Raw genomic sequence first — 12,766 nt, 5'->3', positions numbered from 1 at the left:
CGCTCCGATAGGTAGGAACCGGTTCTAGGATCCGAACGCGCTCAAGCTCCGAGGATCAGAGCCCGAATTCGGCGCGGGCCTTCTTCGTCAGCTTGGCGGCCATCAGCGAGTGGGCGGTGGCGAGCCAGCCGGCGCAGTCGTCGGGATCGAGGCGGTCGAGGGCGATGTTCACCCACTGGCCCTTGGCGCAGTAGGGCGCCTGGCGGCCGAGGCCGTCGTGGGTCAGCACCTCGAACCCGATCGGGGTCACCTTGAACGACAGGCCGTCGCCGCAGATGGCGAAGACCTTGCCGCCCACCTTGAAGACGTCGGCGCCGCCCCACTGCACCACCTTGCTGGTGGCCGGCAGCGCCAGGGCCAGGACCTCGACCTCCCCGCGCGTCATCATGCGTCGAGGCCCAGGGCGCGGCGCTGCGCCCGGGTGAGCTTCGCCGCGACCAGGGCGTGGGCCGTGCGCAGCCAGTCGGCCACTTCGGCGGCGTCCTGGGCCGCGAGGTCCTTCAGGGTCACCCACCTGGCCCTCGCCAGGTACTTGGCCGGCTGGGCGCGGCCGGTGGACGTCAGGGCCTCGAACGCGATGTCCGAGGCCTTGAACGACAGGCCGGTGTAGGCGCCGTCGGTGGCGGCGTACATCCGCCCGCCCACGCAGTAGCAGTGGTCGTCGCCCCACTTCACGTCGAGCTCGGTCCCCGGCAGCGCCATGGCCGCCCCGTGCAGCTCGTCCCGCGTCACCGCGCCGCCGTCAGGCCGAGACGCCGACGCCGATCGGGCACGACACGCCCGTGCCGCCGATGCCGCAGTAGCCGTGCGGGTTCTTGGCCAGATACTGCTGGTGGTAGTCCTCGGCGAAGTAGAACGGCCCGGCGGGGGCGATCTCGCTGGTGATGCGGCCGTAGCCCTGCTTCGACAGCTCCGCCTGGTAGGCCTCGCGCGAGGCCTCGGCCTCGGCGGCCTGGGCGTCGCTGGTCACCAGGATCGCCGAGCGGTACTGGGTGCCGATGTCGTTGCCCTGGCGCATGCCCTGGGTGGGGTCGTGGTTCTCCCAGAACACCTTGAGCAGCTGGCCGTAGCTGACGACCCGCGGATCATAGACCACCAGCACCGACTCGGTGTGGCCGGTGCGGCCCGAGCAGACCTCCTCGTAGGTGGCGTTGGGGGTGACGCCCTGCTGGTAGCCCACCGCGGTGACGTGGACGCCCGGAACCTGCCAGAAGATCCGCTCCACCCCCCAGAAGCAGCCCATGGCGAAGTAGGCGGTCTCCAGTCCGTCCGGATAGGGCCCCTTGAGCGGCCGGCCGTTGACGAAGTGGACCTCGGCGGTGGGGATCGCGTGGGCGCGGCCGGGCAGCGCCGTGTCGGCGGTGGGCAGCTCGAGGATTTTCTTTTGGAAGAGCATCAGACGCCTCCGAAGGGGAGCAGGGCCGCGTACATAGGAGGGCGAACACCGTTTTTCATCTTGCCAACGGCAGCCCTTGGTCGACCTGATGGTCTACCATCCGGCCGCGGGAATGAAGGCCCTTCGGCGAAAGAATGCGTCGGGCGCGACGGGCGGGCGGGAAGACGCCGGGCGAGCAGAGACCGGAGACAGGGAGGACCTAGGATGCGGCTCATCAGGACGATGCTTCTGGCCGGCGCTCTGGCGGGCGTGGCCACGGCCGGCGCCATGGCGGCGGGCGGCGGAGGCGGCGGCGGCGGCGGCGGGGCGGCCATGCCCTCGGCCAGCGGCCCGCAGTACGACCCCGCGGAGGAGTTCACCAAGGCCGTCGCGGCCATCCGCGCCCAGGAATACCGCAAGGCCGCCGTCTCGGCCCAGCGCGTCACCGAGGCGGCGCCCAAGAGCGTGGACGGCTGGCGGCTGCTGGGCGTGGCCCAGTCGGGCGCCGGCAACTGGAAGGCCGCGCGCCGGGCCTACGAGCGGGCGGTCAAGCTGTCGCCCGACGACCTCGCCTCCCGCGCCGGCCTCGGCACGGCGCTGGCCAACCTCAAGGACGCCAAGGCGCAGGAGCAGCTCGACTGGCTGAAGGCCAAGGCGGCCGACTGCTCGGGCGCCTGCGACCCGGCCACGCTGCGCGCGCTCACCGCCGAGGTCGAGAAGGCCCTGGCCGCGCCCACGGCGGCGGCCAAGCCGCCCGGGCCCAGCGCGGCGCTGGAAGCCGGCTCGCTGATCTTCGCCGAGGCGGGCGACAGCGCCTATGTCGAGGCCGTGGGCCTGATCAACGAGCGGCGCTACGACGCGGCGCTGGCGTCGCTGGACCGGGCCCGAGCGGCCTTCGGGCCACACCCCGACGTGCTGACCTACCAGGGCTACGCCTGGCGCAAGAAGGGCGAGTTCGCCAAGGCCGAGGCGCACTACCGCCAGGCGCTCGCCGTCGCCCCCGACCACCGCGGCGCCACCGAGTACTACGGCGAGCTGATGGTCGAGCGCGGCGACCGCGAGGGCGCGCGCCGGATGCTGGCCCGGCTCGACCGCATCTGCGCCTACGGCTGCGCCGAGGCCGAGGAGCTGCGCCGTTGGATCGACGCCGGCGGCGAACCCGGGCGCTAGCCTTCGCGCTCGCCCTCGCGGCGGGCGCGGCGCTCGCGGCCGAGGCGGGGCCGCCCCTGCGGGCGATGCGCTGGCTCGCGCCGGAGGCCGACGCCGTGCGCGCGCTCGCCGCCGAGCCCGCCGAGTGCCTGCGCCGGCCGGCCGGCGGCGAGGCCGCGCTGAGCGTGGAGGTGGGACGCGCGGCGTTCCGCACGCCGCTGCTGCTGGGCGGACAGGCCGCGCGGGCGGGGCTCTCCTGCGAGGCCTGCCACCGGGCGGGCCGCGGCAATCCGGACTTCCGCTTCCCCGGCGCCTCGGGCGCGCCCGGCACCGCCGACGTGACGCTCTCGCTGTTCTCCGGCCGCCGGGGCAACGGCGTGCACGACCCCAGGCCCATTCCCGACCTGGCGGGCCCGCGCACGGCGCTGAAGGTGGCGCCCGGCGATCTGGAGGCGTTCGTCCGCGGCCTGGTCGTCGAGGAGTTCGACGGGCCCGAGCCGCCGGCCGCCGTTCTGCGGGGCCTGGCGGACTATGTCCGGTCGCTCGACCCTGCCGCCTGCCCGGGCGGCCGGGCGGACACGGTCCGGATCGACCCGGCCGGGCTGATGGCCGACGCCCGCCGCGCGCTCGCCGCGGCGCGAGCGCTGCACGAGCGGGGCGACCGGGACGCCGCGGCGCTGATGGCCGGCACGGCGCGCGGCCGGCTGTTCCTCATCGACGAGCGCTACGCCGGGCTGCCGGACGAACAGGCCGCGCTCCGCCGCGCCGACGCCGGCCTAGCGGACATCGCGGCGGCCCTGCGTGAAGGCCGCCCCGACGCCCCGGCCCGCCTCGACGCCTGGCTCGCGGCGTCGGCGCCGCTCGAGGCCCGCCTGCGGGCGGCGCAGACGCGCTCGCTCTTCGATCCGCGCCGCCTCGCCCAGGCCGCCAACCGCCGCTTGCCGCCCCGCCCGTCCTGACGGTATATGCCCGCCTTCCGCACCGGGGGGCTCCGCCCCCGCGGCGTGTGGTGAGGTGGCCGAGTGGTTGAAGGCGCACGCCTGGAACGCGTGTATGGGTGAAAGCCCATCGAGGGTTCGAATCCCTCTCTCACCGCCACCTAGTCAGCCGATATCCCTGCTTTTCACTGCGCCCCGCCCCAACCGGCGGACTTCGCGGCGCTATTCCCAGCACAACTCCCGTCAGAGACGCCTCTCCGGGCACCCGATTGGGCCCAGCTGAGCCTATAGATGGGCGGCGTCTCCGCGCGTCTGCGATCTAGTGGAGTTTCCCTGCTAACAGGGAAATTAGCAGGGAATTTCTGCATTCTCTGGCGTCGCGAACCGGATGCCGCGCGGAGATTTCTCCGCAGAGTCTGGCGCCTAGCGTCCGAGACCAGGGAACGAGACCCTCGCGGAGCAGGGAATTTGTAACGCGATGAACAGGGAATTTCCCGCGCAGAGCAGGGAGTTTTTCCAGGAGCAGGGAATTCAGTTCAGAGCCTCGGCCCAGGCCAACTGATCCGGCCAGGACGCTGGCAGGTCCGCCCCGATGATGGCCTGCAGAGTAAGCCCCGGCGGCTGGCGCCCCTCCAGGATCTGGACCTGGAGGTCTGGGGCCAGGAAGGCCAGCTTGATCAGGTTGCGGTCGTAGGCGCTGGCCGGCGACGCGGCGAGGATGGCCTGTTCCGGACGTCCGACCGCTCCGTCGCCGAGCCGGGCCAGCAACTCGTGCGAGGCGCGCAGGGCCTGAGTGAGCACCAGATCGGTCCGCTGATGGGGGTCGGCGCGCCGCCCGTTAACGTCGGTGATCACGATCTTGCCGCCGCGGAGCGCCAGCCGCACGGATTGAATGATCCGCACACGCGCCTGAGTCCCAGCATCGACAAGAACCCTCTGGCCCGCGGCAAGTCGGGCCTGGACCTCGATCGCCGCGTCGGCGGGGTCTACGGGACGGCCCAGCAGCCCCACCGGATCAATCACGACATGCACGCATGTCGGATGGACCTCGACCCGTTCCACCGCGTCTAGAGCGTCTTTAACCGTATCCCGCACCAGACGCTCGATGGCCGCCGCCGGCACACGCCGGATCGCATCGTCCGGCGATGACCGGCACCGTCCCGTCTGCACGCCGGTCGAGACGTAGTAGCGATACACCTGCCCCTTCGCCCCTCGTGTGAACGTCGGGCTCATGGGCTCGCTGTCACCGTCGAAAATCCTGCCGGCCAGCAGCATCGTCGCGCGGCGCAGAGGACGCTCGGCGTGTCGCTGGGTCTGATCCGCCAGCATTCGCTGCACCGCCTCGAATACCTCGCGGTCCACGATGCCTGGATGGGCGCCGGGATAGGAGCGGTCGCGGTGCGGGATCTCGCCGATGTAGGTGCAGTTCTTCAGCAGGTGGAACAACGCGCCGCGGCTGAACGTCCGCGCGCCGCGAGGGACGCCATTGCGCGCAAGGCAGGCCTTCGGCCGCACGCCCTCGGTGTCGAGCCACGCCCGCAGCGCGCTGACGGAACCCAGCTCAAGATACTTCGCAAAGATCAGCCTGACGGTCTCCGCTTCGACGGTGTTGACCACCAGCGCGCGGGTGACGGGGTCCGTGGGCGCGTCGTAGCCTAGCGGCAGCAGGCCACCCATCCACATGCCCTTGGCCTTTGACGCCGCGATCTTGTCCCGGATCCGCTCGCCGGTGACCTCGCGCTCGAACTGCGCAAACGACAGCAGGACGTTGAGGGTCAGACGGCCCATGCTGGTGGTGGTGTTGAAGGCCTGCGTCACCGAGACGAACGACACGCCCTTCGCATCGAACGCCTCGACGATCTTGGCGAAGTCGGCGAGCGATCGCGTCAGGCGATCGACCTTGTAGACGACCACCACATCGATGCGTCCGGCGGCAATGTCGGCCAGCAGCCTCGCCAGCGCCGGACGATCCATGGAGCCCCCCGAGAAGCCGCCGTCGTCGTAGGCCTCGCGCAGCATCGACCAGCCCGCGCCGGCCTGGCTGCGGATGTAGGCCTCGCAGGCCTCCCGCTGGGCATGGAGGCTGTTGAAGGCCTGATCCAGGCCCTCCTCGGTGGACTTGCGGGTGTAGACCGCGCAGCGAAGCCGGGTCGCCATCAGCCCTCCCGCAGTCCGAAGAACTTCGGGCCATTGCGCTTCACGCCGGTGATGGCCTGGGCCACCGCCGACAGGCTCGGGTGGACTTCACCGTTCCAGGCATAGCCGCCTGCGACCCGCTCGACCTCGAAGATCACCCCACGCCACTCGCGCACGATCCGCGCGCCGTCGCCGATGTAGTCGGCGCGCGCGGGCGATCCGGGTCCCTGGCGCAGACGTCGCCGAACGCCCGCATCCAGCCCGCCCAGCGCCTCAGCCTGAATCCGCCACGCCAGCGACAGCCGCAGCAGTTCCGGCGAGCGCACCTTCGGAGGCGGACCATACCGACGCCGCCAGACCTCCCGAAGGCCCTCGAGGTCCAGACGCGCGAGCGCCCGGACCTCTTCGGCGATTCTCGCCCCGCGGCTCATGCCGGGAGGATCCGATAGACGCGCCCGGCCGTCGTCTTCTCGCTGACGACCGCCAGACCTCTCTTCGTCTTCAGGGCGCCGGAGAGAGCACCACGCACCGAATGCGCCTGCCAGCCTGTCGCCTGGCTGAGCGCCTCGATACCGGCGCCCTCGGGGCGGGAAAGCAAGGCGATGACGATATCGATCTTTGGCGTGCGGGCCTGGGCCTGCGGTTCAGGGGTGGTGGTCCTCCGGGCCATGTGCGGCGCTCCGATTGAGGCGGACGCGCCAACCGCGCCCGCTACCGGCGCGAGCCCGGATCGGCGCCGGGCAATCCACACACACGCTCCTTCCTGTGGAGCAGTCCAGCGCCTTCGTCGGATGTTCTGCTTATGTGCTATAATGGCAGCAAGTCATTCAAGGGGAGGGATGATTCGAACGAAGGGGCAGACCAAGATGACAAACGACCAGCAGCTTGAAGTGACCTACCGGCGGCTCGATGAGCTCAAGCCCTTCGCTAACAACCCCCGCCTTCATCCCAAGCGGCAGATCGATCAGTTGGTCGCCAGCATCTCGAACTTCGGCTTCACGAACCCCATCCTCGTCGATCCCGAGCTCAACATCATTGCCGGACATGGTCGCTTGCTTGCAGCTCGGCAGCTTGGTCTCGGCGAGGTCCCGACCATCGTCATCCGGGGGCTGAGCCCCGCGCAGCAGCGGGCGCTGCGGATCGCCGACAACAAGATCATGCTCAACGGCGGCTGGGACACCGACCTGCTGCGCATCGAGCTTCAGGAGATCTCCGCCGAGATCGCGCTTGAGGATCTCGGCTTCTCAGCAGGCGAGCTCAACGTCGTCCTCTCCGAGGGCGTCGACCCCGACGACGAGGTGATCCCGCCAGTCCCGGCTCAGGCCATGACCCAGCCCGGCGACATCTGGATCCTGGGCGATCACCGCATCGGATGTGGTGACGCCCGCGACGTGGCGTTCCTGCGCGAGGTGTTGGGCCCGGGAGAGACCGTGGACGCGGCCTTCCTCGATCCGCCCTACAACGTGCGCATCCAGGGCCACGCCAATGTCGCCTCGAAGCATCGCGAGTTTGCGATGGCTGCGGGCGAGATGAGCGAGGATGAGTTCCGCGCGTTCCTGCGCCAGACCCTGGGCGCCTGCGCTGCGGTTTCTCGCGATGGCGCCGTTCACTTCGTCTGCATGGACTGGCGGCACATGGCCGACGTGCAGGCGGCGGGCGAAGCCGTCTATGGCGACCTCCTCAACCTGTGCGTCTGGAACAAGTCCAACGCGGGCATGGGGTCGCTCTATCGTTCCAAGCACGAGCTGGTCTTCGTCTATCGGGTCGGGCGCGCCCTGCATCTCAACACGGTCGAACTCGGCCGGCACGGGCGCAACAGGACCAACGTCTGGGACTATGCCTCGGTCAACACCTTCAAAGGGCATCGACGCGAGGACCTCGCGCTTCATCCCACGGTGAAGCCGGTGCAGATGGTCGCTGACGCCTTGCAGGACGTGACGCGCCGCGGCGACATCGTTCTCGACGTCTTCCTGGGATCAGGCGCCACCCTGATCGCCGCGCAGCGAACCGGCCGGCGTTTCCGTGGTGTCGAGATCGATCCGCTCTACGTTGATCTCGTGGTCGAGCGCTGGCGCAACCTCACAGGCGGACGCCCCCGGCTGAAGCGTGCGGCGAAGGCGGCCTGAGATGGACGACGATCACGAGGCCGCGCCGGTCGGCTACAAGCGCCCGCCGCGCCACAGCCGCTTCCGCAAGGGGGAGAGTGGAAACCCGCGCGGCCGCCGCAAGGGCTCGGGCATGCGCTCGGCGGCCGAGAAGGTCTTGGACCGCAAGGTCATGGCCACCGTCGATGGGCAACGTCGCAAGGTGCCCATCACCGAGGCGCTGGTTCTGCAGCTGGCGCAGCGGGCGCTCGCCGGGGACCTGCGCGCGACAAGGGATTTCCTGAAGATCGCGGACCAGATGGCGGCGGCCACGCCGGACCCCGGGCGCCGCGGGCCACTCGTGATCACCCGAAAGATCATCGATCCCAAGGACTGCAACCCGGCGCTTGAGGCGCTGGGCGTGATCATCCCCGTTGGCGAGCGCTACAAGATTGCGCCCTGGGTGGTGGACGCCGCGATGGCGCGAAACCCGCCGCTCGGCAAGTCTGACCCCATCCTCATCGCCAACTCGACCCTGAAGCCGGGGGAGAAGCGGCTGGAGCTGACGGTTGACGACCCGCCGAGGGACACCTTGCTGGGTGGGACGCGTACCTGATGAGCCGCGCCAGAGCTTCCGTTTCCACTCAGTCGCCCTGGTCGGAGGTCTCGGCGGTCGTAAGAGATCGCCAGATTTCTGGCTACTGGAGCACGTCTCGCGGGATGGTCTACGTTCGGAGCGGGGCGGGATCAGCGGCCGCGCAACTCGGCGGCATGCCAGCGGCGACGCTGGCCAAGATGCTTCTGCGTGAGATAGCGACCAGGGGCGCAGACAAAGCCTAGGGCAACGTCGCCCTAGCGCCAGGAGCGGACCTTGACTCCGGACCCGAAAGGCGACGTTGAACGCCGGGATTCGACCCGCTGCTAAAACGACTTGCTGGTTCAAGGCGGACCGTTCGTGCAGACCTCGACCGATATGGGTAAATTCCCCGTCGGGAGCTGGGGCCATGAACGAGCCGCCGATAGACGTCTGGGACCTGGCGACTTTCGATGCGGAGCTGGTCGACATCCTCGAGGCCAACGCCGACCTGATACGCGGCTACGTGGACCGCGACATCGAGATTTTCTTGACCTACGAGCGCGCTACCATGCCGGATCGCCCGTTGATGCGGCCGAGCAACGCCTACGCCGCAGGGTTCATGGCCCTGAAGGACGCCCTCGGCGTCGAGATGGAAACGCGCACCATCCGGGCCTGGCACTACACGCGACTGACCGACAGCGAAGCCGAGGCCCTGAAGACCACAGGCGTGGAGATGTCCACGCTCGCTAGCCTGACGGCTCGCCTCGCTGACCGGGTTAGGGCCGGCGATTTCAGCCAGGCCGTCGCGGACGATCTCCTCGCCGCCAGCCCGTTCCACACCGACCAGCTCGGCGGGCGGAAGGACAAGTTCTGGATGACTTCGCATCCAACGGCCATCGACGACAGCGGCGTAGTTCCGCTGATGGCGCGCTGGGGCGGTGAAGTCGCGTCGTTCTGGCAAAAGGACCCGACGCATCTGGCGACGCTGGCGGGCATCGGGCGACGCTCGATCGTCGAGCTGGCGGTGCCACTGGCGCAGACCCGGCACGCCCACTCGGCCGGCGAAGCCGTGCTCGCTACCTTTGCGCGTAGCCGAGGAAGCATCCCCAGCAAGCACGCCTTCGATCTCTACGTGACCTCGCCGCTGCCGGGGTCGGCGATCCTCGCCATCCACACCGAAGTCGACTCTTCGTTCGCTGCCATGGGGGTGTCGTTTCCCGCCGGCTTCGTCGATGTCGATATCGGCCGGTGGAAAGAGCTGACGGGCGAGGACGACTAATGGACCCGGTTGTCTATGTGCGGGCGCTGCATCGGCAGTTCACCTACCTCTGGGCCTTCGTCACCCAGATCAACGAGATAGATACGGCGGCGGCGATCTCGGGCGAGTTCCGAGGGGCACAGGACGCCGGCTGGTCGACCGTGCAGACGGCCCATGAGGTGTTCGAGGAGATGAAGATCCTCTGCACGAAAGGCGAGCCCCTGACCAAGTCGGAGCTGCGGCAAGTCCTCTGTCTCTACGCGCAGCTCGCCGAGGCCGGCGGCGTCTATGAGTGCCTGCTGAACACGATGCAGGTCGCGCAACTGAAGGCCTACAACATGTGGCCTTTCCAGGACCTTGTGCGGGTCCGCCAGCAACCGCGCGCCGTCATCGGTCCGAACGCCAACGCCATGTTCCGGCGGCTCGCGGAGATCGCCGCCGCTATCGGCATGAGCGAGCTGTCCCGCCTGCTAGAAATCACCTTCCGCGACGACATCCGCAACGCGATGGCGCACGCGGACTACATCCTAGGGCCGTTCGGCCTGCGGCTACGTCGCCGCAATGGCGGCGGCCCCGTCGTTGTCGACCACGAGCAGATTCAGGACGCGCTTCAGATCGCGAACTTCTTCTTCGAGCTGCAACAGAGCTTCCGCAATCAGGTCGCCGAAAGCTTCCGACCGGCGCGCACCATCGTCGGGCGCTTCAGCGCCAATCCGCCGATGCCGGTGACCATCGAGTTTGCCGAGGACGGCAGGTTTTCGATTTCAAGCCGCGCCCCAGGGGCGCAGGTGGACGCCGCCTACGAGCGCCAGGAGCGGATTAACAACCGCCTGGGCGGCCGAATGATCGCAGCCTACCTCGCTCCCGGCGCGGACCTTGCGCCCGACCTCGCGACGGCGATCACGGCGGCGGGCTTCGATCCGCTACTGGTCGCCATGGATACTGCCGATGCCTACGACACCCTGACGGCCGAGGTCGAAGCGCACGGACTCTGGGACGCCGCCCCCGACCCGCAGGATGCGGCCGTCCTGATGGCGACCCCATTCGGGTTCCGCTGGATCGCCACGCCTGCCGCCTTCGACGCCTGGCTTCCGTCTGTGGAAGAGATAGAAATCACCTGATCCCATGCTCTCCGTGACCCTCTTTTATTCCTGGCAGATGGACCGGCCGACGAATGTCTGCCGGGACTTCATCCGCAAGGCCTTGGACGAGGCGGCGGCGATCCTCGACGCCAGCGGCGAGATCGCGCTGACCATCGACTCCGATACCCAGGGCGAGCCGGGGACGCCGCCGATCACTGACACGATCCTGAAGAAGATTCGCGGCTGCGACATCTTCTTGGCCGACATGACCTTCGTCGCCCAGGCCGGCGAGAAGCTGATCCCGAACCCGAACGTCATGGGTGAGTACGGCTACGCCCTGCATGCCAAGGGCACGCGACGCATCCTGCTGGTCATGAACGAGGCCTACGGCCCGCCAGGCGAACTGCCGTTCGATCTGCACCACCTTCGCCACCCCGAAGGCTATTCGATTGGCGAGGACGTGACGGATAAGCCGCGCCGCGATGCGCGTACCGCGTTGGGTCGGAAGCTGGCAGACTACATCAAGCTCATCGCAAAGGAGGTGGCCACCGAAACGGCGCAGTTGGAGTCAGATCGCAAGACCGCCCTGACCGACACCTGGTGGAACGCCGTCCAGCAGCGCCCGATCAACAACCGTCCGGCGCTGGTGTCGCCGCCCTCGGCTCTCGTCCACGTCGTCCCGGCTGCAACGCTGGGCGGCACCGATCTCGATCCGCGCGCCGTCAAACCTTTCCGCAGCCTGCTCAAGATCGACGACGATGCGGAGGCGACGACCGGCGCGGACGGCCATCACTGGTGGGCGCACGGCCCGACGCGGACCGTCAGCCGCGGCCCCAATCCAGAGACGTCCTGGTACGGCCGCCTGATCCAGCCCGGCGTCGTCGAGTGGGAGATCAACTTCGGCGAGCGGATCGAGAACGACCCCACCATCGTCGTGAAGGGCAAACGGCTGGAGGCACTGATTGTAAACGCTGTGGACCGCAGCCTTCAACTGGCCGCCGGCCTGGGTATCGCCGGTCCGTCGCTCGTCGGCGCCGTGCTCTACGGTCTGGAAGATGTCGAGCTGTCCGGCCCCTACAAAACTCGCCGCCTCGCCAAGCCAAGCGTCCTCCTTCCGGTGGTGATGGTGCCGGCCGGCGTGATGCAGTGCGGCAACCACCTCCGGCCGACCTTCGATCGCCTTTGGATGTCTGCCGGTTTCGAGGACGGTTCTCCATCTTACGCCGATGGTCATTGGGCGGGGTACGGAGATCGGCAGGCGCGATCTTGATGGCAGCCCCCGACGATCCACCACTGGCGCTCTATCTCAAGTTCCGCGACACGCGGCGCGCACGGTCGCCGGACGGCGAGATGATGCCTTACGACTGGGTTGGCCTGCCTAACCCCATGGGGCCGATGTGGTTGGCCTACGGTCTGATGGTCGAGGAGTTCGCCCGAGAGCTGGCCAACACCGTCAATGAGTTCACCCGCCATATCCGCGACCTCGACGCCTGGGCGGAGGTGGTTACGGGTTTCTCGGACAGCGAGAAACTGGAAGCGGCGATCAGCTTCATCAACCCGGTCGCCACCGTGGCCGTCACCCTGCCAGCGGTGATCAAATCCCGCTTCGCCTTCGCCGCTGCCCACCTTTGTCATCAGGCTAACCAAGCGAAGGACAGCGAGTGGGTCGATGATTTCCCGCTCGACGAGGACATCTGGCCCGGCACGCCGGACACCTACGGCAAGCCTTGGCCGGCCTGGCGCAAACTCAAGCCGCGCCTAGATGCGCTGAACAGCAAGGCCTTCCAACAGGCCACCCGCGACTTTCGCAACACCTATAACCACCGCTTTTCGCCCCGCTTCGTCATAGGTCAAACGCAGATGGTCACGCGGTGCAGGATGCCCTCAGGCCATGTCTGCTACGCCATCGGCGAGCAACCGCCCCTTGATCTGAAACAGATCACCGACCTGCTGGTCGCTGAACGCGACCGCGTCTACGTTGCGTTCAGAGCCTTTCGCGCCCTCGTTATAGAGCAAACCTCCGCGATTGCGGCGAAACCGAGCGTCTAGCCAAAGCTCTAGCGTCGTCGCGTGAGCCGACGCGCTGAGCCCTCATCCGCGCCAGCTCATTGCCAAGGAGCGGAACTTGGGCTCAGGTCGCTAAGCAGACATTGAAGCTGAACTACCA

The 12,766-nt window shown here is 68.5% G+C and carries 14 protein-coding genes and 1 tRNA gene; 9 read left to right on the top strand and 6 right to left on the bottom strand.

Annotated elements, in window-relative coordinates:
* Positions 1 to 55: 55 nt before the first annotated feature.
* From AC2D8W_RS08715 to msrA, 3 genes are read right to left on the bottom strand one after another with little or no spacing between them, the layout of a single operon-like run.
* Entirely contained in the window at positions 56 to 388 is a 333-nt protein-coding gene (locus AC2D8W_RS08715; RefSeq protein ID WP_367118738.1) for an MmcQ/YjbR family DNA-binding protein, read from the bottom strand.
* The gene (locus tag AC2D8W_RS08710; RefSeq protein ID WP_293481569.1) at positions 385 to 732 is read right to left on the bottom strand and encodes an MmcQ/YjbR family DNA-binding protein; all 348 of its coding nucleotides are present in this window, start codon (positions 730 to 732) and stop codon (positions 385 to 387) included. Before AC2D8W_RS08710 ends, AC2D8W_RS08715 begins: the two co-directional genes overlap by 4 nt.
* Before the next feature lie 10 nt (positions 733 to 742).
* Positions 743 to 1,396, bottom strand: coding sequence for a peptide-methionine (S)-S-oxide reductase MsrA (gene msrA, locus AC2D8W_RS08705; RefSeq protein WP_484671217.1), 654 nt, complete (start codon positions 1,394 to 1,396; stop codon positions 743 to 745).
* Between the two features lie 204 nt (positions 1,397 to 1,600).
* Between msrA and AC2D8W_RS08700 the strand changes: the two genes are divergently transcribed.
* From AC2D8W_RS08700 to AC2D8W_RS08690, 3 genes are all read left to right on the top strand, one after another.
* Entirely contained in the window at positions 1,601 to 2,545 is a 945-nt protein-coding gene (locus tag AC2D8W_RS08700) for a tetratricopeptide repeat protein (protein WP_484671216.1), read from the top strand.
* Complete coding sequence (locus AC2D8W_RS08695; protein ID WP_484671215.1) at positions 2,512 to 3,483, top strand: hypothetical protein; 972 nt, start codon at positions 2,512 to 2,514, stop codon at positions 3,481 to 3,483. The genes AC2D8W_RS08700 and AC2D8W_RS08695 overlap by 34 nt, the downstream gene beginning before the upstream one ends.
* 49 nt (positions 3,484 to 3,532) lie before the next feature.
* Positions 3,533 to 3,622, top strand: a tRNA-Ser gene (locus tag AC2D8W_RS08690).
* A 371-nt stretch (positions 3,623 to 3,993) separates the two neighbouring features.
* Here the strand turns inward: AC2D8W_RS08690 and AC2D8W_RS08685 are convergent.
* From AC2D8W_RS08685 to AC2D8W_RS08675, 3 genes are read right to left on the bottom strand one after another with little or no spacing between them, the layout of a single operon-like run.
* On the bottom strand, positions 3,994 to 5,619 hold the full coding sequence (locus AC2D8W_RS08685) for a recombinase family protein (RefSeq protein ID WP_484671214.1): 1,626 nt from the start codon (positions 5,617 to 5,619) through the stop codon (positions 3,994 to 3,996).
* Positions 5,619 to 6,029 carry a DUF2924 domain-containing protein gene (locus AC2D8W_RS08680; RefSeq protein ID WP_484671213.1) on the bottom strand — a complete coding sequence of 137 codons (411 nt, stop codon included), beginning with the start codon at positions 6,027 to 6,029 and terminating at the stop codon, positions 5,619 to 5,621. The genes AC2D8W_RS08685 and AC2D8W_RS08680 overlap by 1 nt, the downstream gene beginning before the upstream one ends.
* Positions 6,026 to 6,268, bottom strand: coding sequence for a DUF3489 domain-containing protein (locus tag AC2D8W_RS08675; protein ID WP_484671212.1), 243 nt, complete (start codon positions 6,266 to 6,268; stop codon positions 6,026 to 6,028). The genes AC2D8W_RS08680 and AC2D8W_RS08675 overlap by 4 nt, the downstream gene beginning before the upstream one ends.
* A 169-nt stretch (positions 6,269 to 6,437) precedes the next feature.
* Here AC2D8W_RS08675 and AC2D8W_RS08670 point away from each other — a divergent pair, with 169 nt between their 5' ends.
* The 6 genes from AC2D8W_RS08670 (at position 6,438) to AC2D8W_RS08645 (ending at position 12,648) form a co-directional block, all read left to right on the top strand.
* Positions 6,438 to 7,724 (top strand): site-specific DNA-methyltransferase, encoded by a 1,287-nt coding sequence (locus tag AC2D8W_RS08670; protein WP_484671211.1) that lies wholly within the window; start codon positions 6,438 to 6,440, stop codon positions 7,722 to 7,724.
* A 1-nt stretch (position 7,725) separates the two neighbouring features.
* Positions 7,726 to 8,298 carry a DUF5681 domain-containing protein gene (locus AC2D8W_RS08665; protein ID WP_484671210.1) on the top strand — a complete coding sequence of 191 codons (573 nt, stop codon included), beginning with the start codon at positions 7,726 to 7,728 and terminating at the stop codon, positions 8,296 to 8,298.
* 388 nt (positions 8,299 to 8,686) lie between these two features.
* On the top strand, positions 8,687 to 9,538 hold the full coding sequence (locus AC2D8W_RS08660; protein ID WP_484671209.1) for a hypothetical protein: 852 nt from the start codon (positions 8,687 to 8,689) through the stop codon (positions 9,536 to 9,538).
* Positions 9,538 to 10,638, top strand: coding sequence for a hypothetical protein (locus AC2D8W_RS08655; RefSeq protein ID WP_484671208.1), 1,101 nt, complete (start codon positions 9,538 to 9,540; stop codon positions 10,636 to 10,638). Before AC2D8W_RS08660 ends, AC2D8W_RS08655 begins: the two co-directional genes overlap by 1 nt.
* A 4-nt stretch (positions 10,639 to 10,642) precedes the next feature.
* On the top strand, positions 10,643 to 11,869 hold the full coding sequence (locus AC2D8W_RS08650; protein ID WP_484671207.1) for a hypothetical protein: 1,227 nt from the start codon (positions 10,643 to 10,645) through the stop codon (positions 11,867 to 11,869).
* Complete coding sequence (locus tag AC2D8W_RS08645) at positions 11,869 to 12,648, top strand: hypothetical protein (RefSeq protein WP_484671206.1); 780 nt, start codon at positions 11,869 to 11,871, stop codon at positions 12,646 to 12,648. The genes AC2D8W_RS08650 and AC2D8W_RS08645 overlap by 1 nt, the downstream gene beginning before the upstream one ends.
* Positions 12,649 to 12,766 lie beyond the last annotated feature (118 nt).

This window comes from Phenylobacterium sp. T106 (assembly GCF_057219735.1).
The sequence above is the reverse complement of the archived record's forward strand: the minus strand, read 5'-3'. Positions and strand labels throughout refer to the sequence as shown.

Excerpts from the sequence above, each read along its gene's own strand:
- AC2D8W_RS08670 (WP_484671211.1), top strand. The coding sequence starts at position 6,438 with ATGATTCGAACGAAGGGGCAGACCAAGATGACAAACGACCAGCAGCTT.
- AC2D8W_RS08655 (WP_484671208.1), top strand. The coding sequence starts at position 9,538 with ATGGACCCGGTTGTCTATGTGCGGGCGCTGCATCGGCAGTTCACCTAC.
- AC2D8W_RS08715 (WP_367118738.1), bottom strand. The coding sequence starts at position 388 with ATGATGACGCGCGGGGAGGTCGAGGTCCTGGCCCTGGCGCTGCCGGCC.
- AC2D8W_RS08675 (WP_484671212.1), bottom strand. The coding sequence starts at position 6,268 with ATGGCCCGGAGGACCACCACCCCTGAACCGCAGGCCCAGGCCCGCACG.
- AC2D8W_RS08660 (WP_484671209.1), top strand. The coding sequence starts at position 8,687 with ATGAACGAGCCGCCGATAGACGTCTGGGACCTGGCGACTTTCGATGCG.
- AC2D8W_RS08700 (WP_484671216.1), top strand. The coding sequence starts at position 1,601 with ATGCGGCTCATCAGGACGATGCTTCTGGCCGGCGCTCTGGCGGGCGTG.
- AC2D8W_RS08650 (WP_484671207.1), top strand. The coding sequence starts at position 10,643 with ATGCTCTCCGTGACCCTCTTTTATTCCTGGCAGATGGACCGGCCGACG.
- AC2D8W_RS08645 (WP_484671206.1), top strand. The coding sequence starts at position 11,869 with ATGGCAGCCCCCGACGATCCACCACTGGCGCTCTATCTCAAGTTCCGC.
- AC2D8W_RS08680 (WP_484671213.1), bottom strand. The coding sequence starts at position 6,029 with ATGAGCCGCGGGGCGAGAATCGCCGAAGAGGTCCGGGCGCTCGCGCGT.
- msrA (WP_484671217.1), bottom strand. The coding sequence starts at position 1,396 with ATGCTCTTCCAAAAGAAAATCCTCGAGCTGCCCACCGCCGACACGGCG.
- AC2D8W_RS08685 (WP_484671214.1), bottom strand. The coding sequence starts at position 5,619 with ATGGCGACCCGGCTTCGCTGCGCGGTCTACACCCGCAAGTCCACCGAG.
- AC2D8W_RS08665 (WP_484671210.1), top strand. The coding sequence starts at position 7,726 with ATGGACGACGATCACGAGGCCGCGCCGGTCGGCTACAAGCGCCCGCCG.